Raw genomic sequence first — 21314 nt, 5'->3', positions numbered from 1 at the left:
TCAATTGAAACTCGGCGGCTTCGAAAGGTCGGGCGCCGGCGCCGCCGGCTTGGCCGGCGTATCGCCGAAGCTCGGCGGCTGCGACAGGTCGGGCGTGCCGGGAGCCGCCGGCGCGCCGCCATTGGCCGGCGCCGCGCCGTTGTTGTTCGCCGGGGATGTGCCGAGCGGCGACAGCGACGGCATGTCCGGCAGCTTGAGATCGATGGTGCTGGGCTCCACCGCGGCGCCCTTGTAGCGCATGACCATCTGCGGGAAAGCGATGGTGAGTCCGATCATGATCACCTGGATCAGGACGAACGGCACGGCGCCCCAATAGATCTGCCCGGTGCTGACCGGCGCGATCTGCTTGCCGGTGATCCTGTCGAGATAAGGCACGCGGGCCGCGACCGAGCGCAGGTAGAACAGCGCGAAGCCGAAGGGCGGATGCATGAAGCTGGTCTGCATGTTGACGCCGAGCAGCACGCCGAACCAGATCAGGTCGATGCCGAGCTTATCGGCGGCCGGCGCCAGGAGCGGCACGATGATGAAGGCGAGCTCGAAGAAATCGAGGAAGAAGGCAAGCACGAAGACCAGGATGTTGACGCCGATCAGAAAGCCGGTCTCACCGCCGGGAAGCGAGGTCAACAGATGTTCGACCCAGACATGGCCGTTGACGCCATAGAAGGTGAGCGAAAAGACGCGCGCACCGATCAGGATGAACAGCACGAAGGAGGAAAGCCTGGTCGTCGAGGCCAGCGCCTGATTGACGACGTCCCCCGTCAGGCGGCCTTTCATCGCCGCCATGATGAGCGCGCCGACGGCGCCCATGGCGCCGCCCTCGGTCGGCGTGGCGATGCCGAGGAAGATCGTGCCCAGCACCAGGAAGATCAGCGCAAGCGGCGGGATCAGCACGATCACGACCTGCTGCGCCAGCTTGGACATCATCTTCAGTCGCAGCCGCTGATCGACGATGGCCGCGACATAGATGACGATGACGCCGACGGCGAAGCCGAGGATGTCGGCATTGTCGCCGTGCGTCGGGGCAAGATAGCGATAGGCGCCGTAGGAGATGGCGCCGGTGACCAGCAGCGCCACGATCAGCGACAGCACGCCATGGCCGAGCGTGCGCGCTTCGAGCGGCAGCGCCGGCATCGATTTCGGCCGGACGATCGACATGATCAGGATGTAGAGCATGTAGATGCCGGTCAGCACGAGGCCGGGGATCAACGCGCCGGCATACATGTCGCCGACCGAGCGTCCCAGCTGGTCGGCGAGCACGATCAACACCAGCGACGGCGGGATGATCTGGGCAAGCGTGCCGGACGCGGCGATGACGCCGGAAGCCAGCCTGCGGTCATAGCCGTAGCGCAGCATGATCGGCAGCGAGATCAGGCCCATGGCGATGACCGAGGCCGCCACCACGCCGGTCGTTGCGGCAAGCAGCGCGCCGACGAAGATCACCGCATAGGCAAGCCCGCCGCGGATCGGCCCGAACAGTTGGCCGATCGTGTCGAGCAGGTCCTCGGCCATGCCTGAGCGCTCCAGCACGATGCCCATGAAGGTGAAGAAGGGGATCGCCAGCAGCGTGTCGTTGGACATCACCCTGGTGCCGTAGAAATTGTCCGGCAGCGCGTGCAGCAACGGCCAGGCGAGGTTGATCGACCCGCCGGAGTAGGGCGAGACCAGCACGCCGATGAAGAAGAACAGCAGGCCGTTGGCAGCGAGCGAGAAAGCGACGGGGTAGCCGATCAACAGGAAGATGATCAGCGAGGCGAACATGATCGGCGCCATGTTCTGCGCGATGAATTCGATCATGGGCGGACCTCGCCCGCGAGCGCCTTGGCTTCCTCGGCCAGCGCCTTGGCCTCGAGCTCGGCCTGCTCATGCGCCGAGATGAAGGGAGTGGGATCGTCCATGTCGCCACGCATGATGGCGATCTTCTTGATGATCTCGGAAACCCCCTGCAGCGCGAGCAGGAAGAAGCCGACGAGCAGGATGGCCTTGGCCGGCCAGACGATGAGCCCGCCGGCATTGGTAGACATCTCGCCGCTGCGGAAGGACAGCGACACATAGGGCACGAAATAGATCACCATCAGCACGACGAAGGGCATCAGGAAAAAGAGATGGCCCAACAGGTCGATCCGGTGCTGCACGCGGCGCGAGAACATGCCGTAGACGATGTCGATGCGGATATGGTCGTTCTGCTTCAGCGTGTAGGCAGCGGCGAGCATGAAGGCGGCGCCGAACAGGTACCATTGCAGCTCCAGCCAAGCGTTGGAGGAGGTATCGAACACCTTGCGGATGACGGCATTGCCGGCGCTCACCAAGATCGCGAGCAGGATCAGCCACGAGACCCAGCGGCCGATGAACTCGTTGATGCGGTCGATCGTCCTGGATAGAGCGAGCAGCCCTGCCATGCATAGTCCTCCCTCGTGCATCGGCCCGAAAATCACGTTCGATTTTCGGAAAGCACGATGCATAGACTCAAAGTGCCATGCGGCGCGCCCGTTCCCCCTCCGGCGTCGCGCCGCTTGGCCCAACGATATGCAGTGCGTGGTCCGGCAGGTCAACATGACAAAGCCGCGGCAAACAAATCGGCAAGCCGCGCAAAGGCGGAATGCCGCCGCGTGACGCCACGTCATGCAACGAAAGTCTGGGAGCTTAGGCGATCTTGGCCTGGTCGCGCCCGGCGCCGATCAGCACCAGCATGACGACAAGGAAGAGATAGATCCAGGCGTCGCGCCATTCGAGCGGGAAATAGCCGGCCCAGAGGGATTCCGCCATGCCGAAGGCCGCGGCGCCAAGCGCCGCCTTGAGCGGCGACAGGTAACCGCCGACGGCCGTCACGAACAGGATTTTGAGACCGTAGACCAGCCCGGTGCCGAAGGAAACATTGCCGTAATAGAGGCCGGCAAGCACGCCGGCCAAGGCGGCGCAAAAGCCGCCGAACAGCACGGCGCGGCGGAACACGGCGGTGACGTCGACGCCGCACATCGCCGCCGCTTTCGGATCGTCGGAGACGGCGCGCCAGGCGCGGCCGAAGCGCGAATGCGAAAACAGCCAGGCCGCCAGCGCCACCACCGCGATGACACAAGCGCAATCGAGCAATTGGATGACGGTAAGCGTAACCTTGAAACCCTCGCCCTGGGCAAAGATGACGGGATTGGCGAGCATCGGCGGCAGCCACAGGTCATGCGTGTCGGCGGCGATGCGGCTCGCCTCCGACAGGAAGACGAGAATGCCGAGCGTCGTCACCACGATGGCGTTGGGCGAGCGGTTGGCGAGCCTCTCGAAAACGCTGCGCGACAGGACGTGGCTGATCAGCGCCGCATAGAGAATGGCCGCGGCGACGCCAAGCGTCACCGCGGCGGCGAGCGTCAGCCACAGCGCCTGATAGCCGAAGGCGGCGGTCAGGATCATCGTCTGGCCGCAGAAGGCGAACAGCGCGCCGTAAGCCAGGTTCGTGCGATGCAGGATGCCGTTGGTCAGCACATAGCCGAAGGCGAGCAGCGCATAGAGCGCGCCCGAATGCAGCCCGTTCAGCACCTGCTGGTAAAAATAGAGCATGCCGCGTCCTCGGGTCCTGCACCCTGACCTCCATCTGGACCGTTGCATCTGGAATCTAACTTGTCAAACACGTTTTATCGGTTAGATTTCTGTCATGACGGTATCCTGGACCCCACACCGCTTCACCGGCGGCATCCTTGCGCTCGATACGGCGAACACCGTCGTGCTGCGCAATGATCCGCAAAAGACCTTCGACCGTTTCGACGACCCGGCCGAGATCGCCCGCTTCGCCGAGGCGGCGAGCGGCTTTCGCGCCGCCGAGCTCGGCGGCCGGCGGCTGCAGGCGCGCGAACCGGGCGAGATAAAACCGACCGTCATCTCGATCCGCGAAGCGACCGATCGCCTGTTTCGCCATGCCGTGTCGAATGGCGCGGTGGCGACCAGCCACCTGCCGGACTTCCTCCTGGCCTGCGCCAGCGGGCTGTCCGGCAACGCGACCGAGATCGGGACGCCGGGCCAGCCTTTCGGCGATCCGCAAACGCCGATAGCCTTCGAGGCGGCTTTGGCCGTCTCGGCGCTGTCGCTGTTGCGCGACGAAACGGTGGCGCGGCTGAGGATATGTCCCAATTGCAGCTGGCTGTTCGTCGACCGCAGCCGCAACGCCAGCCGCCTCTGGTGCGACATGGCCGTTTGCGGCAACCGCCAGAAGGCAAACCGCTATTACCGCCGCCGTACAGCGGCGAGGGAGGTTCCCAATGCTTAGGAAATTGTCGCGTTCGATCGTCCTCGGCGCCGCCCTGGTGGCCGCAATTGCGCTTGGCGCGTGCCGAGACACCGGCAACGACCAGCTCTTTGCCATTTCCGGCAAGCTGTTCGAGTTCAATTACCGGCTCGCCATCGCCACCTATGTCATCACGCTGAAGCCGCTGCGCCCGGTGGTCGACGGCCAGGTCGCAGTCGTGAGCTTCCAGAACCCGGCCGGCGGCGACCCGCTCGTCGTCAACCAGAAGATCTGGCCGAAGCTGCCCCACATCACGCTCACCAGTCCGCCGCTCTCCTGCGTGGTCAAGGACAAGCCCTACAAAGTCTCGATCCGCATCCAGGATGCCAGCGGCACATTGCTGCAAAGCATCGATACCACCATGACCTCGTCGGAGGACCAGACCATGCTGCCGGACCGGCCGCTGGTGATCGGACCGAAATACGAGCTCAATCCGGACCTTGCCGGCCATCCTGACGGCAGGCTGCCCGATGCGCAGAAGCCGGATTGCTCGAAAGCGACCTGAAACGCGGGCACCCGCGCGGAATTTTTGTTCCTCGCGAAGCGCTTAGCATGCTCTTGCGTGCGCGGCTTGCCACTCGCCAGACCGTTTGTTGCGTGTTATTTGGCCTCGGCGATTTTGTTTGACCTCACCGCCAAGGGAAGAAAGACTGCGGCGTCCCGCTCCGACGTTGGCTGCCTGATTTGAGGCGCCTCCGCAGAGGAAATACCTGATGACGCTGCACGACGTCGCGCTCGACGACAAGTTCGATCTAGGCAAGGAGCGCGTCTTCCTGTCCGGCGCGCAGGCGGTCGTGCGCATGCTTCTGATGCAGCGCGAGCGCGACCGTCGGGCCGGCCTCAACACGGCGGGCTTCGTCTCCGGCTATCGCGGCTCGCCGCTGGGCGGCCTCGACATGCAGCTGTGGCGGGCCAAGAAGCAGCTTGCGGCCGCCGATATCGTCTTCCAGCCCGGCCTCAACGAGGAACTCGCCGCCACCGCATGCTGGGGTTCCCAGCAGACCGAATTGCTGGGCGAGGGCACGCATGACGGCGTCTTTTCCGTCTGGTACGGCAAGGGGCCGGGCGTCGACCGTTCCGGCGACGTCTTCCGCCACGCCAATCTTGCCGGCTCGTCGAGAAATGGCGGCGTGCTCGCCCTGATGGGCGACGACCATATGGCCGAATCCTCGACCAATGCGCATGCCACCGAATTCCTCTTTGTCGACACCATGGTGCCGATCCTCAATCCGGCCGGCGTCCAGGAGATCATCGACTACGGCCTTTACGGCTTTGCCATGTCGCGCTTCGCCGGCACCTGGGCGGCCATCAAATGCGTCAAGGACAACATCGAATCGACGGCCTCGGTCGACGCCTCGATCGAGCGTCTCGGCATCGTCATTCCCGAGTTCGACATGCCGCCGGGCGGCCTCAACATCCGTCATGAGATCGACATGCTCGGCCAGGAAGAGCGGCTGCATGAGCATAAGCGCGCCGCCGCTTCAGCCTTCATCCACGCCAATGGGCTGAACCGCATCGTCTATTCCGGCGGCCGCAACCCCAAGCTCGGCGTCATCACCATCGGCAAGAGCTATCTCGACGTTCGCCAGGCGCTGGAGGATATCGGTGTCGACGAACAGGCCGCCAACCGCATCGGCATCCGCCTGTTCAAGGTTGGCTGCCCATGGCCGCTGGACTTCCAGCACATCGCCGAGTTCGCCCGCGGCCTCGACACCATCGTCGTCGTCGAGGAAAAACGCTCGCTGATCGAGGTTCAGCTGCGCGAAAACCTCTACGGCACCGCCATCCAGCCGGTGATCGTCGGCAAGAAGGACGAGCGCGGCGATTGGCTGTTCCCGGCCAAGGGCGCGCTCGACCCGAACGAGATCGCCATCGCGCTCGGCGAGCGGATCCTGCGCACCATCGGCCCGTCGGAAGAAATCGCCGCGCGGGTGGCGAAGCTGCGCCAGTTCCAGGCGATGCTCGCCGACACCGTCGATATCGGCTCGCGCACGCCTTTCTTCTGCTCGGGCTGCCCGCACAATTCATCCACCAAGGTGCCGGACGGCTCGATCGCCGCCGCCGGCATCGGCTGCCATTTCATGGCGCTGTGGATGGACAGGAACACGGTCGGCTTCACCGCCATGGGCGGCGAGGGCGCGCAATGGGTCGGCCAGGCGCCGTTTTCGAAGCGCGACCACATCTTCCAGAATCTCGGCGACGGCACCTATAACCATTCCGGCGTGCTGGCGATCCGCTTCGCTCTGTCGTCTGGCGCCAACATCACCTACAAGATCCTCTACAACGATGCGGTGGCGATGACCGGCGGCCAGCCGCATGAGGGCGGCCTGACCGTCGACATGATCGCGAGGCAAGTGCGCGCGGAGGGCGTCGACCGCATCGCCGTCGTCACCGACGAGCCCGACAAATATGCCGGCAAGGCCGATTTCCCGGCCGGCATCACCATCCATCACCGCGACGATCTCGATCTCGTCCAGCGCGAATTGCGCGGGCTCAAAGGCGTTTCGGTGCTGATATACGATCAGACCTGCGCCGCGGAAAAACGCCGGCGCCGCAAGCGCGGCACCTTCCCCGATCCGGACAAGCGCGTCTTCATCAACGAACTGGTCTGCGAAGGTTGCGGCGATTGCGGCGTGCAGTCGAACTGCGTCTCCATCCAGCCGGTCGAGACCGAGTTCGGCCGCAAGCGCCGGATCGACCAGTCGAGCTGCAATAAGGATTTCTCCTGCGTCAACGGTTTCTGTCCGTCCTTCGTCACCGTGCATGGCGCCAAGATCAGGAAGGCCGAAGGCATTGCCGGTAGGGCCGATCCTCTCGACGGCGTGCCGGCGCCGGCTGAGTTCCGCATGGGCAACCAGGGCTGGGCGGCGATAATCGACGGGGTCGGCGGCACCGGCGTCGTCACCGTCGGCGCGGTGCTCGGCATGGCCGCGCATCTCGAAGGCAAGGGCTGCGGCATGATCGACATGGCCGGCCTCGCCCAGAAGGGTGGCTCGGTCTTCACCCATGTCCGCATCGCCCCGACACCCGACGACATCCATGCCATTCGCGTTTCGGCCGGCAAGGCCGACCTTGTGCTCGGCTGCGATCTCGTCGTCTCCGGCGCCAAGAAGGTGCTCGGCGCGGTGCGCGAGGGCCACACGATCTTCCTCGCCAACACCGCCGAGATCATGCCCGGCGAGTTCACCCGTTCCGCCGACTTCTCGCTGCCGGTCGAGCGGCTGAAGAAGGCGATCCGGGCGGCTGCCGGCGACGAGAAGGCGCATTTCTTCGACGCCACCCGCACGGCGAGCGCCCTATTCGGCAATTCGCTCGGCGCCAACATGTTCATGCTCGGCTTCGCCTTCCAGCATGGCGGCCTGCCGCTTTCGGCCGAAGCCATTGAAAAGGCGATAGAATTGAATGGCGAAGCGGTGGCGATGAATATCGCGGCTTTCCGTTGGGGCCGGCGCGCCGCGCATCAGCCCGACTTCGTGCGCGGCCTGGTCGCCCAAACCGGCAAGCCGGCGTCGAAACCCGCCGAGACGCTGGACGATTTCATCGCCCGCCGCGTCGCCTTCCTCACCGCCTATCAGAACACCGCCTACGCCAAGCGCTACGCCGACCGTGTGGCGACCTTGCGTGCCGCCGAAGCCAAGGCCGTGCCCGGCTCGACCGCGGTGACCGAGGCCGTCGCCAAAAACCTCTTCAAGCTGATGGCGATCAAGGACGAATATGAGGTGGCGCGCCTCTACACCGACGGCACCTTCGCCGCCGACCTCGCCAAGCAGTTCCAGAGCTATGACAAGCTTGAGTTCCACCTCGCGCCGCCGATCCTTGGGCGGCGCGGCAATGACGGCAAGCCCCGCAAATCGAGCTTCGGCCCGTGGATGATGAAGGGCTTTCGGCTGCTGGCGGCGATGAAGGGCCTGCGCGGAACTGCCTTCGACCTTTTCGGCTACACGGCCGAGCGGCGCATGGAGCGGCAGCTGTTGAGAGAGTATGAGGCCGATCTCGACCTTATCGCCGGCGCGCTGGCGCCGGGCAGGGTGGAGGCCGCGACCGCCCTGGCCTCCGTGCCGGCGCTGATCCGCGGCTACGGCCATGTACGGCAGGCCAGCGCCGCGAAGGCGGCGGGCGAGCGTGCGCGGCTGATCGAGCGTCTGGCGCAGGCTCCGGCGGAGCCGGCGCTTCGCGCGGCCGAGTGAACGCGCCAGCGCGACGACGGCGCGCCAAATCCTCCCGAGTTTCCTGGTCTGTCCCGAATGCCGCAACCCTCTGCAACCGCGGCCGGGCGCCGTTCTAAGCCTTTCTTAAGGCCGGTGTGGCATGACAAGGCGCAGTGTTGGGCCAACGGCATGGGTAGAACAAAGACCGAGAACATCCCGGCGGATGTTTATATCCAGTTTGTGCGGTCGTTGTTCGACAACGCGCACATGCTGGTGATCGGTGGCGTTTGCTACTGGATCCTCGGCTTTATGATCTATTGGCGGACGCACAATCCGCTGTTTGTGGGCTTTTCTTTCGGTCTGCTCTCCATCAGCCTTTTCCGTTACTTCGGCATTCGCAGCTTTCTGAAGACAGGCGGCAACATAGCCAATGTCGAAGAGGCCAGGCGGTGGGAGCGCATTTACATCCTCAAGGGCAGCCTGCAGGGCCTGGGCCTGGGTTCGCTGTGCTTCATATCGATCTACATTTACCCCGATCCCTTCGCCGAGCTGGCCGCGACATCGCTGACGATCGCGACCCTGGTCACGGTGGTCGGCCGCAACTACGGCTCCCCGCAGATGGTGCGGATTTTCTCCGTGACCTTCATCGGTCCGGCCGCGCTCGGGCTCCTGCTGCGCATGGATTTCCCGTCGGTCCTGCTTGGCCTGATGATCATCCCGCTGACGTTCATCACCATCAACAGCGCCGACCATGTCCGCAACGTGCTCTTCTCCGCCGTCATCGGCCACAAGCAGGCCAGGAACCTGACGCGCCGGTTCGATCGCGCGCTCAACACCATGTCGCATGGCCTGGTCATGCTTGGGCCCGACGGACGCGTCGCGGTGGCCAATGCCGAAGCCGCCCGCCTGATGTCGCTGAAATCGGGCGATGCCTTGCTTGGACGCTCGATCCACGGCCTTTTGATGCGCGGCGTCGCCGGTGGCATGCTGGCGCCGAAAGACTGCCGCTACATCGAGGCGCAGCTGACGCGCGCCTTGCGCGAGGGCCGCGACCGCAAGGTGCTGGTCTCTCTCGCCAATGGCCAGCACTACGAATTCTCCGCCCGAGAAGGCAGCCAGGAACTGGGCGTCATCACCTTCGAGGATGTGACGGCCCGCGTCGAGGCGGAGGAAAAGATCCGCTTCATGGCGCGTTACGACAATTTGACCGGCCTGCCGAACCGCGCCTACTTTCATGAATTGGTCGGCGAGGCCATGGCCTCTGGCGACCAGGACCGGCTGTGCGGCCTCGCGGTGCTCGATCTCGACGACTTCAAGAGCGTCAACGACACGCTCGGCCATCCGGTCGGCGACGGGCTGATCTATGCCGTCGCCGAGCGCCTTGCGGCGATTGCCGGGCCGGGCATCACCGTCAGCCGCTTCGGCGGCGACGAGTTCATGATCTTCTTCGATCGTGTCGAGGACGAGAGCCATCTCAGCACCCTGCTCGACCAGATCTTCGCGGATCTGCAGGGCGAGGTGGACGTCGCCGGCCACGGCTTGCGCATCCAGAGCAGCGGCGGCGCGGTGCTTTCCAGGGTCAAGGACACCGACGCCGACGCCATGATCGTCAAGGCGGACCTTGCCCTCTACAAGGCCAAGGAGCTAGGCAAGAACAGCTGGCGGCTGTTCGAGGCGGCCATGGATGCCGCCTTCCGCAATCGCCAGCTGATGAAGGCCGATCTGCGCAATGCGGTGCAGGCCAAGGATTTGCGCGTGGTCTATCAGCCGATCGTGGCCGTCAGCACCATGCGCATCGCCAGTTGCGAGGCACTCTGCCGTTGGGATCATCCCGATCTCGGCCCTATCTCGCCCAGTGTCTTCATTCCGCTCGCCGAGGAGATGGGCATCGTTTCCGACATCAGCACTCTTGTGCTCGAGGCCGCATGCGCCGAATGCGCCAAATGGCCGGCCCAGACCAGCGTGTCGGTCAACCTGTCGGCCAAGGATTTTCGCAATCGCGACATCGTCCAGAAGGTCAGCGACGCCTTGGCCAAGTCGGGCCTGGCGACGCACAGGCTCGAAATCGAGGTCACCGAAACTGCATTGCTCGACGACAAGTCGCTGACGCGCGAGTCGATCGAGGAGTTGAAGGCGCTCGGCGTGCGCATCGCGCTTGACGACTTCGGCACCGGCTATTCCAGCCTGAGCTATCTCCACAAGCTGCCGCTCGACAAGATCAAGATCGACCGCTCCTTCCTGGTCGATGTCAACCAGAACCGGCAGTCGCTCGATCTTCTGAAGGGCATTGTCGGCCTGTCCCGGACGTTGGGGCTTTCCGTTACCATCGAAGGGGTCGAGACCTTCGAGCAGCTGAAGACGCTGGTTCATCTGGTCAAGCCCGACTTCGTGCAAGGCTTTCTCTTCGGCGCCGCACTCAGCGCGTCGGGCATCGAGACGATGTCGAGCGTCACATGGCCATTTGCCGCGGACCTGCATATCGCCGGCAAACGGACAGCCAGCTGAACGGATTTCGGGCCAAGCTGTAAAACGGCTCTCGGTTCGGTGCGATATCGGCCGGGCTTTGAGTTCGCGGCGATGAAGGCAGCGTTCGCACAAGTCTAAACCCGCTGCGTCTCGACGTTTTCAAGCCCTGAACTTGAAAATCATCCAGGCGATCGCCTGCAGGTCGTGTCAGACAGCCGTCAGCGTCGAGCTTAGCTTTTTTGCTGTGCAGGCTCGGCGAAAATCTGCCCTGCTATTAAGGTTAACAAGCGGTAAATCAGCAATATCGAATTTTCAGCTTGTGTCTCATTTCAACTCGAATAGCCTAAACGCAGGCGGAATTCGAGGATCGGCAATGGATGCTGTGAGGAAAAGTGCGTCGGCTGGCGCCAGCGCGAGGATGGACTCCGCGCTCAACCGATCCATGATGCAATTACTGGATCATGTCGAATACCGCCTGATCACCGGCGGCGAAGATCTCGAAGCGATCTACCGGCTCCGCTACAATTCCTATGTACGCTCCGGTATGTGTGGCCCGATCGCCAGCGGCATGTTCGAGGACCGCTGGGATAATCTGCCCAATTCCTACCGGTTCGGCGTCTATTGTTATGGTGAATTGGTCAGCACGCTGCGGTTTCACTATATTTCCAGCGAGCAGCCATATTCGCCTTCGATCGATGCCTATCCCGAAGTCTTGCTTCCACGGCTTGCCCGCGGCGAAACCTTCATCGACGGAACCCGTTTCGCAACCGATCCCGACAGCGCGCCGGCGCCCGGGGTGCTGCCGTTCCTGACGCTCAGGATCGCCATGGTCGCTTCCTGTTACTTCGGTCAGGACTCGGTGCTCACGCCCGTCAAGCTGGAGCATTCCGCTTTCTACGCGCGCTTCTTCAATGCCGTGCAGAGGAGCGAGGCCAAGCAATTTCCAGGCGTTCTTGCCCAGATCGCACTGTTCGAAATTCCTGCCGGCGAGAACATGCGGCTGACGCTCGAGCGGCTGCCTTTTTTCAAGTCGACTGCGATGGAGCAGCGGCTGATGTTCGGCAACCCCGCCATCAACCGGCTGACGCCCCTCTCCATCGTGCCGACAGCGAAATACTTGCGCGCCGCTGCCTGAACTGCAGCCATGAACCTTTGTGCGGTTGCGGCGTTAGCAAGCAATTCCAGGAAAAGTGTGAGCGGTTTTCCGATCCGGAATTGCGTCAAACAAGCTCCGCAGCCCGTCTGACGGGCGATTGCCTGCCGAATGAAAGGATTCCCGACATGACCATCCAGTCGCTCGCGCTGACGCCGCTGATCTCGCTGATCGCCGGCGTGCTGATCCTGGTGATGCCGCGGCTCCTCAACTACATCGTCGCACTTTACCTGATCGTTGTCGGCCTGCTCGGACTTTTTCCCCATCTCGCCGGCTGAAGTCCCGCTCGCTGCGGACGAAGCCACGGCGTTCAATTTCAACTTTCGTTTGAGGCTGTTGTCGCAGGCTGTGCGGCAATAGCGCCATTGCTCTTGGTTCGGCTTTTCGCTATGTGCCTCAAAGGCATTTTCGAAGGGGTACTTCCATGGCTGATCATTCGCCGACCGGTCCTGTCGAGCTTGGCGCGCAAATGGACTATGCCGAGCACGACCGTACCTACAAGGCCTTCCTCGGGCTGGCCAAATACGGCTCGCTGGTCTGTGCAGCCATCCTTATTGCAATGGCCTTCGGCTTCTTCGTCGGCGGCTTCTTTTCGGCGACCATTCTGTTCATCCTGATCATGGCCGTCGGCGCTCTCATTCTGCGGTAGATTTCCCAAGCCAATTGCACTTGACGTCACCGGACGTCCCGGCCGACGCCTTGCGCATCAAGGTTCCAGCCGAAAGGATCATCCGGTGGGACAAACAGTATTCATCCCTCGTGAGGTTGACCCGAACGAGCCGCGCGTTGCGGCCTCGCCGGAGACGGTGAAACGGCTAGTGGGCCTGGGCTTCGACGTGATCGTCGAGAAGGGCGCGGGTCTCGGCTCCCGCATTCCCGACCAGGATTTTGCTGCTGCCGGCGGCGCCATCGGAACGGCGGCCGACGCCAAAAAGGCCGATGTGGTGCTGAAAGTGCGCAGGCCGACGGAGGCGGAGCTCAAGGGCTACAAGTCGGGCGCGGCCGTCATCGCCATCATGGATCCCTACGGCAACGACGCCGCTGTTGCCGCGCTCGCCCGGGCAGGGGTCACCGCCTTTTCGATGGAGTTCATGCCGCGCATCACCCGTGCGCAGTCGATGGACGTCTTGTCCTCGCAGGCCAATCTCGCCGGCTATCAGGCGGTGATCGATGCCGCGGCCGAATACGACCGCGCACTGCCGATGATGATGACGGCTGCCGGCACCGTGCCGGCGGCCAAGGCCTTCATCATGGGCGTCGGCGTCGCCGGCCTGCAGGCGATCGCCACGGCAAGACGACTTGGCGCCATCGTCACCGCCACCGATGTGCGCCCGGCGGTGAAGGAGCAGGTGCAGTCGCTCGGCGCAAAATTCCTGGCGGTCGAGGACGAGGAGTTCAAGGCCGCCGAGACCGCCGGCGGCTACGCCAAGGAAATGTCGAAGGAATATCAGGCCAAGCAGGCGGCGCTGACGGCCGAGCACATCGCCAAGCAGGATATCGTCATCACCACGGCGCTGATCCCCGGACGGCCGGCGCCGAGGCTCATCTCGGCGGCCATGGTTGCCTCGATGAAGCCGGGTTCGGTGATCGTCGACCTTGCTGTCGAGCGCGGCGGCAATGTCGAGGGTGCGGCGCCGGGCAAGGTTGTAACGACGGAAAACGGCGTCAAGATCGTCGGCCATCTCAACGTGCCCGGCCGTGTCGCGGCCTCGGCCTCGCTGCTCTACGCCAAGAACCTCTACGCCTTCCTCGAGACGATGGTCGACAAGACGGCGAAACAGCTTTCGATCAAGCGTGACGACGAGTTGGTCAAGGCAACGATGCTGACCGACGGCGGCAAGATCGTGCATCCCAATTTCACCAAAGCGTCGGAAACGCCGCGCACCGAGCCGGCGGCCATTCCGGCAACGACCATGGTTGCCGATGCTGTCGAAGCCAAGCCGGCGGTAAAGAAGAAGTCCGCAGCCAAGTCTAAGGGAACCGCGTGATGGAACAGCTGCAGAAAGCCCTCGACCAGCTCGATCAGGCGACGGCCGCCGTCCGCCTTGCCGTGCAAGACCTGGCCAACGCGCCCGCCGGCGCAGAGGCTGCCGGTAATGCCGCGCATGCGCTTTCGGGCGGCGCGATCGATCCCTTCGTCTTCCGCTTCGCCATCTTCGTGCTGGCGATCTTCGTCGGCTACTATGTCGTCTGGTCGGTGACGCCGGCGCTGCACACGCCGCTGATGGCCGTCACCAACGCCATCTCCTCGGTCATCGTCGTCGGCGCGCTGCTCGCCGTCGGCATTGCCGCTTCCGGCCTTGCGGCGGGCTTCGGCTTCGTTGCCCTGGTGCTGGTTTCGGTCAACATCTTCGGCGGCTTCCTGGTGACCCAGCGCATGCTCGCCATGTACAAGAAGAAGGAAAAGTGACGTGACCGTCAATCTCGCTTCCTTCCTCTATCTCGTCTCCGGCATCCTGTTCATCCTCGCGCTGCGCGGCCTGTCGCATCCGACCACCAGCCGCCAGGGCAATCTCTACGGCATGATCGGCATGGGCATCGCCATCGCCACCACGCTGGCGCTGGCGCTGCCTTCGGCCGGCCGCTTCGGCCTGATCGTGGTGGGGCTGGCCATCGGCGGCGGCATCGGCGCGGTCACCGCGCGCCGCATCGCCATGACCTCGATGCCGCAGCTGGTCGCCGCCTTCCACTCGCTCGTCGGTTTCGCCGCCGTCATGGTGGCCGCCGCCGCCATCTATGCGCCGGAAAGTTTTGGCATCGGCACGGCAGGCGACATCCACGCCCAGGCGCTCATCGAGATGAGCCTGGGCGTCGCCATCGGCGCCATCACCTTCACCGGCTCGGTCATCGCCTTCCTCAAGCTCGACGGCCGCATGTCGGGCAAGCCGATCATGATCGGCGGCCGCCACTTGATCAACATCGCGCTCGGCGTCGCCCTGGTGGTGCTGATCGTGCTGCTCGTGACCACGGAATCCAAGCTCGTCTTCTGGCTGATCGTCGCCGCTTCGCTGGTGCTCGGCGTGCTCCTCATCATCCCGATCGGCGGCGCCGACATGCCGGTCGTGGTGTCGATGCTGAATTCCTACTCGGGCTGGGCGGCGGCGGCTCTCGGCTTCACCCTCGGCAATCTGGCGCTGATCATCACCGGCGCGCTGGTCGGCTCGTCCGGCGCGATCCTGTCCTACATCATGTGCAAGGGCATGAACCGGAGCTTCATCTCGGTCATCCTTGGGGGCTTCGGCGGCGAGACGGCCGCGGTTGCCAGCGACGGCATCGAGCGCACCGTCAAGCAGGGCTCGGCCGACGACGCGGCTTACCTGATGATGAACGCGCAGAAGGTCATCATCGTGCCGGGCTACGGCATGGCGGTCGCCCAGGCGCAGCACGCGCTGCGTGAGATGGCCGACAAGCTCAAGGCCAATGGCGTCGAGGTCAAATACGCCATCCACCCGGTCGCCGGCCGCATGCCCGGCCACATGAACGTGCTGCTGGCCGAGGCCAACGTGCCCTATGACGAGGTGTTCGAGCTGGAGGACATCAACTCGGAATTCGCGCAGGCCGACGTCGCCTATGTCATCGGCGCCAACGACGTCACCAACCCGTCCGCGCGCGACGACAAGTCCTCGCCGATCTACGGCATGCCGATCCTCGACGTCGACAAGGCCCGCACCTGCCTGTTCGTCAAGCGCTCGCTCGGCTCCGGCTATGCCGGCATCGACAACACGCTGTTCTACAAGGACGGCACCATGATGCTGCTCGGCGACGCCAAGAAGATGACCGAGGAAATCGTTAAGGCGATGGATCACTGAGCCTCATGGCCGGCATTCAAAAAGAAAGGCCCGACAGCTGCCGGGCCTTTCTTTTTGAATGCGTAAGGTACGCTCAGATATCCAGATTGGCCACCGACAGCGCGTTGTCCTGGATGAACTCGCGCCGTGGCTCCACCTCGTCGCCCATCAGCCGCGAGAACAGCGAATCCGCGTCGGTCGCGTCGTTGACCTTGACCTGCAGCAGCGAGCGCACATTTGGGTCCAGCGTGGTCTCCCAGAGCTGCTCGGCATTCATCTCGCCGAGGCCCTTGTAGCGCTGCATGGTGAGGCCCTTGCGGCCGGAAGCGAACACCGCGTTGAGCAGCGCTAGTGGCCCCGAGAGGAGCTCCGAGGTCTCTTTCCTACGCAAGCTCGGCTGTTCGCCGTAGACTTCCGCCAGGCGCGGCGCATAGCGATCGAGCTGGCGCGCATCGGCCGAAGCGATCAGCCCGGCGTCGAGCTGCACCACATCCTTGACGCCGCGCACGATGCGCTCGAAGACATAGCCGCCCGAGCCGTCATTGGAGGTCGACAGCCGGCCGGTCCAGCCGCGCTCGGTCTCCTCGGCGATCATATCCAGCCGCTGGGCGACACGCTCCGCCATGGCGTTGGCGCGGCCGAGATCGGCAAGCACGTCGGCGTTGAGCGCGCCGGCGATCGCCGCCTGCTCGACGACGCTGCGGTTGTAGCGTGTGTGCAGCCCGTTGATCAGCTGGCGCACCGCCAGCGCGTCGTCGACGGAGGCGCGCAGGTCCTGTCCCGTCCGCACCTCGCCGGAGGCAAGCACCAGCGAGGCCTCGTCCAGCCCGGACTCGATCAGGTATTCCTCATAGGCGCTCTCGTCCTTGAGATATTGCGAGCTCTTGCCCCGCGTCACTTTGTAGAGCGGCGGCTGGGCGATGTAGAGATGGCCGCGCTCGATCAGCTCCGGCATCTGCCGGAAGAAGAAGGTGAGCAGCAGCGTGCGGATATGGGCGCCGTCGACGTCGGCGTCGGTCATCAGGATGATCTTGTGGTAGCGCAGCTTGTCGGCGTTGAACTCGTCCTTGCCGATCGAGGTGCCGAGCGCCGTGATCAGCGTGCCGATCATGTCGGAGGAGAGCATGCGGTCGAAGCGCGCCCGCTCGACATTGAGGATCTTGCCGCGCAGCGGCAGGATTGCCTGGTTCTGGCGCGAGCGCCCGCCCTTGGCGGAGCCGCCGGCCGAGTCACCCTCGACGATGAAGATTTCCGACTTGGCCGGGTCGCGCTCCTGGCAGTCGGCGAGCTTGCCGGGCAGCGAGGTGACGCCGAGCGTGCTCTTGCGCGTGATGTCGCGCGCCTTGCGCGCGGCTTCGCGCGCGGCGGCCGCCTGGATCACCTTCTCGACCACGACCCTGCCTTCGCTCGGATGCTCTTCCAGCCAGGTGCCGAGCGCCTCGTTGACAAGGCTCTCCACCACCGGGCGCACCTCGGACGAGACCAGCTTGTCCTTGGTCTGCGAGGAGAATTTCGGGTCCGGCACCTTGACCGATAAAACCGCGGTCAGGCCTTCCCGGCAATCGTCGCCGGTCAGCGACACCTTTTCCTTCTTGGTCTGGCCGGAGGATTCGCCATAGCCGGTGATCTGCCGGGTCAGAGCCGCGCGGAAGCCCGCCAGATGCGTGCCGCCGTCGCGCTGCGGGATGTTGTTGGTGAAGGCCAGCACGTTCTCGTGGTAGCTGTCGTTCCACCACATCGCGACCTCGACGGTGATGCCGTCGCGCTCGGCGCGGATGGCGATCGGCGTCTCGATCAGCGGCTTCTTCACCCGGTCGAGATATTTGACGAACTCTTCCAGGCCGCCGTCATAATGCAGCTCATGGCGAACCAGGTCCGCATGGCGCGCATCGGTCAGGATGATGTGCACGCCGGAATTGAGGAAGGCAAGCTCGCGCAGACGATGCTCCAGCGTGCCGAAATCGAATTCGATCATGCTGAAGGTTTCGGCCGACGGGAAGAAGGTGATCTCGCTGCCGCTGCGGCCCTCATAGGTGCCGGGCTGCTTGTTCTGCTCATATGTGCCGGTCACCTTCAACGGCGCGTCGGCATTGCCATGCGTGAAGCTCATCTCGAAGATTTCACCGTTGCGGCGGATCTTGAGCTTGAGCCATGCGGAAAGCGCGTTGACCACCGAGACGCCGACGCCGTGCAGGCCGCCGGAAACCTTGTAGGAGTTCTGGTCGAATTTGCCGCCGGCATGCAGCTGAGTCATGATCACTTCGGCTGCCGAAACACCCTCTGAGGAGTGGATATCGGTCGGAATGCCGCGGCCATTGTCGATGACGGTCACCGAACCGTCGGGGTTGAGCGTCACCGAGACGAGATCGGCGTGGCCCGCCAGCGCCTCGTCGATGGCGTTGTCCACCACCTCATAGACCATGTGATGCAGGCCCGAGCCGTCATCGGTGTCGCCGATATACATGCCTGGACGCTTGCGCACGGCATCCAACCCCTTCAAAACCTTGATGGAATCGGCGCCGTACTCGGCTTCCACGCCAATGGCGCTTTCGGTCTGGTCGCTCATGAATACCTGTCTGATTGATGTCGATGGTCCGGCGCGGGAAAGTCACCCCGAATCGCGCCGTTTTGATGTCCTAGATATAGGCGCAAACGGCTGGTTTTCCAAGGTTTGCGGCCATTTTGCCGGCTTGGCGAGCAGTCTTTCCATGCCGGCGCGGGATGCCGGCCTGTGCAGGTGGGCATTCGATCGCGAAAGCCGCACGAAACGCGGCCTCGACTGATGCTGCCGCCCGGTCACATGGACGCTGGTCTTGCCGGGTACTACATTCGGCGCTGACAGCGGAGCATGCTCATGGACACCAAGCCCGCCCCCTTCGTGCCGCCGGCGCCCAAACCGCGCACAAAGCCGCCTTCGACGCTGGAGATGATGCGCATCGTCTACCGCAACCCGCTCGAGCTGTGGGGCGAGCATACCTACAACGAGCCCTGGATCTCGGTGACCGGCATCGGCGGCCCGCTGGTGATCGCCAACGATCCTGGTCTGATCCGCCATGTGCTGATCGACAATGCCAAAAACTACAAGATGGCCACGGTGCGCCAGCTGATCCTGCGCCCGATCCTGCGCGACGGGCTGCTGACCGCCGAGGGCGAGGTCTGGAAGCGCTCGCGCAAGGCGATGGCGCCGGTGTTCACGCCGCGCCACATTTTCGGCTTCGCCGGGCCGATGCTGAAGCGCACGCTGGATTTCGTCACCCGCTACGAGGCCGGTGGCGAGACCGATGTCGCCCACGACATGACGCTGCTCACCTATGACATCCTCGCCGAAACGCTGTTTTCCGGCGAGATCGCCGGCGAGCCCGGCAGCTTCGCCAGTGAGATCGATCGCCTGTTCGAGACCATGGGCCGCGTCGATCCGCTCGACCTGCTGCGCGCGCCGGAATGGCTGCCCCGGCTAACCCGCATCCGCGGCCGCAAGACCATGGCCTATTTCCGCAACATCGTGGCCAACACAGTGAAGATGCGCGAGGGGCGGCTGAAGCGTGATCCCGACGGCGTGCCGCAGGATTTTCTCACGCTTCTGCTGCGCGCTGAGGGTCCGGATGGTCTGACCCGCGCCGAAGTCGAGGACAACATCATCACCTTCATCGGCGCCGGCCATGAGACGACCGCGCGGGCGCTGGGCTGGACCATCTATTGCCTCGCCGAGGCGCCCTGGGAGCGCGACAAGGTCGAGCAGGAGATCGACGCGGTGCTGGCGCGCGAGCCTGATCCGACGAAGTGGCTGGATGCCATGCCGCTCACCCGCGCCGCTTTCGAGGAGGCGCTCAGGCTCTATCCGCCGGCGCCCTCGATCAACCGCGAGCCGATCGAGCCGGAGACCTGGAACGGTCTCTACATCCCGAAATACGCCGCCGTGCTGGTGATGCCCTGGGTCGTGCATCGCCACAGAAAACTCTGGGACAGGCCGGATGCCTTCCTGCCGGAGCGCTTCCATCCGGAAAACCGCGACCGAATCGACCGCTTCCAGTACCTGCCCTTCGGTGCTGGCCCGCGCGTCTGCATCGGCGCCAGCTTCGCCATGCAGGAGGCGATCATCGCGCTGGCGATCCTGCTGTCGCGCTTCCGCTTCGATGTGACGCCGCAGACGCGACCCTGGCCGGTGCAGAAGCTCACCACGCAGCCGCAGGGCGGCCTGCCCATGCAGGTCTCGCGGCGGGCGTAAGGAAATACTTTAGCGGTCGGCGATCGGCCGGCGCTGCTGGAACTGGCCGGCGGCGCGGAAGCGCCAGAGATAGCTGGGCAGGATGGTGGCGATCGCCTGCGGCTGGATGCCCAGCCCCGCAAGCGTCCTGGCTGCCTTGGCGGCTTCGTCCGAGACGATGTTGTGCTCGCGCAGCTGCAGCACCTGGTCCTTGGTCAAGAGCGGATTGGGCAGCAGCTGGAGGATCGACGCCTGGATGTTCGCCACCCACCACGGCACCGGCACCAGGAGGCGCCTGCGGTCGATCACGGCAAGCATTTCCTCCATGCATTCCTTGAAGGTCAGCACCTGCGGGCCGCCGAGCTCGTAGATATGACCGCCCTTGGCGTTGCCGTCGACCGAGCGCGCGATCGCTTCGGCGACGTCGCCGACATAGACCGGCTGCAGCTTGTTCTCTCCGCCGCCGATCAGCGGCAGGATGGGCGAAAGGCGCGCCATGCCGGCGAAGCGGTTGAAGAAGCGGTCCTCCGGTCCGAAATTGATCGACGGCCTGAAGATCACTGCATCCTGAATCGTCTCGAACACCGCCCTTTCGCCCAGCGCCTTGGTGCGGGCGTACTCGGACGGCGAATTGAGATCGGCGCCGAGCGCCGAGATCTGGGTGAGGCCGGCACCAACCGAGCGTGCGGCCTCGGCGACGGCGCGCGCGCCGAAATCGTGCACGGCGCCGAATTTCTGGCGACCGGTCTCATGCAGGATGGCGACGAGGTTGACGACATGGTCGGCGCCCTGCACGGCGCGGTCAACCGACCAGCGCACGCGCACATTGGCCTGCACGGGCTGGATCTGGCCGACATTGCCGAGCGGCTGCACATGGCCGGCAAGGTCGGGCCGCCGGCAGGCGACCCGGATGCGGTAGCCGCGCTTGGCGAGCGCGCGCACGACATGGCGACCGACGAAGCCCGAGCCGCCGAAGACGACGACGAGCTTGGGGGTCTGCAGGATTTCGGTCATGACTGGCTCCGCGCGAGTGCTTGGCTGAAGCCGTTCTTAATCCGTTTCTCGCCAAAGGCAAAGAGCGACCGGAGGTCGCCGTCGGCTTGATTTCGCTCCTCTCAAGAAGCGGGGTTTTCCGGGCGGAGTCCGCGCCTGAACGCCTGGCGCGGCGCGGCCAACCGCGAGCCGGACGAAGCCGACCTAGAGTCTTTCACGTTTTGACGGAAGCGTATCCGGCGTTTTCGAAGTAGTTCTTGCATTCGGTTGCCTCGATGGTTGCGACGAGATGGCC

The 21314-nt window shown here is 64.2% G+C and carries 16 protein-coding genes and 1 pseudogene; 12 read left to right on the top strand and 5 right to left on the bottom strand.

Annotated features, from left to right (window positions below):
- The 3 genes from LB565_RS28380 to LB565_RS28370 form a co-directional block, all read right to left on the bottom strand.
- Nucleotides 1-1794, bottom strand: a complete 1794-nt coding sequence (locus LB565_RS28380; RefSeq protein WP_224589389.1) for a TRAP transporter large permease subunit — start codon at nt 1792-1794, stop codon at nt 1-3.
- Complete coding sequence (locus tag LB565_RS28375; protein ID WP_224589388.1) at nt 1791-2396, bottom strand: TRAP transporter small permease subunit; 606 nt, start codon at nt 2394-2396, stop codon at nt 1791-1793. The genes LB565_RS28380 and LB565_RS28375 overlap by 4 nt, the downstream gene beginning before the upstream one ends.
- Nucleotides 2397-2640: 244 nt before the next feature.
- Nucleotides 2641-3546 (bottom strand): branched-chain amino acid ABC transporter permease, encoded by a 906-nt coding sequence (locus tag LB565_RS28370; RefSeq protein WP_224589387.1) that lies wholly within the window; start codon nt 3544-3546, stop codon nt 2641-2643.
- 94 nt (nt 3547-3640) lie between these two features.
- Between LB565_RS28370 and LB565_RS28365 the strand changes: the two genes are divergently transcribed.
- The 10 genes and pseudogenes from LB565_RS28365 (at nt 3641) to LB565_RS28320 (ending at nt 15843) form a co-directional block, all read left to right on the top strand.
- The gene (locus tag LB565_RS28365) at nt 3641-4249 is read left to right on the top strand and encodes a CGNR zinc finger domain-containing protein (RefSeq protein ID WP_224589386.1); all 609 of its coding nucleotides are present in this window, start codon (nt 3641-3643) and stop codon (nt 4247-4249) included.
- A complete protein-coding gene (locus LB565_RS28360; protein ID WP_224589385.1) occupies nt 4242-4772 on the top strand; it encodes a hypothetical protein in 531 nt (176 codons plus the stop codon). The genes LB565_RS28365 and LB565_RS28360 overlap by 8 nt, the downstream gene beginning before the upstream one ends.
- Nucleotides 4773-4968: 196 nt before the next feature.
- A pseudogene (locus tag LB565_RS28355) lies at nt 4969-8454 on the top strand (indolepyruvate ferredoxin oxidoreductase family protein); the annotation flags it as partial.
- Nucleotides 8455-8604: 150 nt separating this feature from the next.
- Nucleotides 8605-10920, top strand: coding sequence for a putative bifunctional diguanylate cyclase/phosphodiesterase (locus tag LB565_RS28350; RefSeq protein ID WP_224589384.1), 2316 nt, complete (start codon nt 8605-8607; stop codon nt 10918-10920).
- Nucleotides 10921-11053: 133 nt separating this feature from the next.
- A complete protein-coding gene (locus tag LB565_RS28345) occupies nt 11054-12016 on the top strand; it encodes an N-acyl amino acid synthase FeeM domain-containing protein (RefSeq protein WP_224589383.1) in 963 nt (320 codons plus the stop codon).
- A 146-nt stretch (nt 12017-12162) separates the two neighbouring features.
- On the top strand, nt 12163-12312 hold the full coding sequence (locus LB565_RS28340) for a DUF3096 domain-containing protein (RefSeq protein ID WP_224589382.1): 150 nt from the start codon (nt 12163-12165) through the stop codon (nt 12310-12312).
- 146 nt (nt 12313-12458) lie between these two features.
- On the top strand, nt 12459-12683 hold the full coding sequence (locus LB565_RS28335) for an aa3-type cytochrome c oxidase subunit IV (RefSeq protein WP_041000220.1): 225 nt from the start codon (nt 12459-12461) through the stop codon (nt 12681-12683).
- Between the two features lie 85 nt (nt 12684-12768).
- Entirely contained in the window at nt 12769-14022 is a 1254-nt protein-coding gene (locus LB565_RS28330) for a Re/Si-specific NAD(P)(+) transhydrogenase subunit alpha (RefSeq protein WP_224589381.1), read from the top strand.
- Complete coding sequence (locus LB565_RS28325) at nt 14022-14444, top strand: NAD(P) transhydrogenase subunit alpha (protein ID WP_040974911.1); 423 nt, start codon at nt 14022-14024, stop codon at nt 14442-14444. The genes LB565_RS28330 and LB565_RS28325 overlap by 1 nt, the downstream gene beginning before the upstream one ends.
- 1 nt (nt 14445) lies before the next feature.
- On the top strand, nt 14446-15843 hold the full coding sequence (locus tag LB565_RS28320) for an NAD(P)(+) transhydrogenase (Re/Si-specific) subunit beta (RefSeq protein ID WP_224589380.1): 1398 nt from the start codon (nt 14446-14448) through the stop codon (nt 15841-15843).
- Between the two features lie 73 nt (nt 15844-15916).
- Here the strand turns inward: LB565_RS28320 and gyrB are convergent, their stop codons facing one another.
- Nucleotides 15917-18388 (bottom strand): DNA topoisomerase (ATP-hydrolyzing) subunit B, encoded by a 2472-nt coding sequence (gene gyrB, locus LB565_RS28315; RefSeq protein ID WP_224589379.1) that lies wholly within the window; start codon nt 18386-18388, stop codon nt 15917-15919.
- Here gyrB and LB565_RS28310 point away from each other — a divergent pair.
- Both LB565_RS28310 and LB565_RS28305 read left to right on the top strand, forming a co-directional pair.
- A complete protein-coding gene (locus LB565_RS28310) occupies nt 18363-18605 on the top strand; it encodes a hypothetical protein (protein WP_224589378.1) in 243 nt (80 codons plus the stop codon). The two genes, gyrB and LB565_RS28310, sit on opposite strands and share 26 nt — an antisense overlap.
- Before the next feature lie 71 nt (nt 18606-18676).
- Nucleotides 18677-20047 (top strand): cytochrome P450, encoded by a 1371-nt coding sequence (locus tag LB565_RS28305; protein ID WP_224589377.1) that lies wholly within the window; start codon nt 18677-18679, stop codon nt 20045-20047.
- 9 nt (nt 20048-20056) lie between these two features.
- Here LB565_RS28305 and LB565_RS28300 read toward each other — a convergent pair whose 3' ends face one another.
- Nucleotides 20057-21040 (bottom strand): complex I NDUFA9 subunit family protein, encoded by a 984-nt coding sequence (locus LB565_RS28300; protein ID WP_224589376.1) that lies wholly within the window; start codon nt 21038-21040, stop codon nt 20057-20059.
- Nucleotides 21041-21314: the final 274 nt, after the last annotated feature.

It is taken from the genome of Mesorhizobium sp. CA14 (assembly GCF_020165195.1).
In the GTDB taxonomy this organism is placed as follows: domain Bacteria; phylum Pseudomonadota; class Alphaproteobacteria; order Rhizobiales; family Rhizobiaceae; genus Mesorhizobium.
The sequence above is the reverse complement of the archived record's forward strand: the minus strand, read 5'-3'. Positions and strand labels throughout refer to the sequence as shown.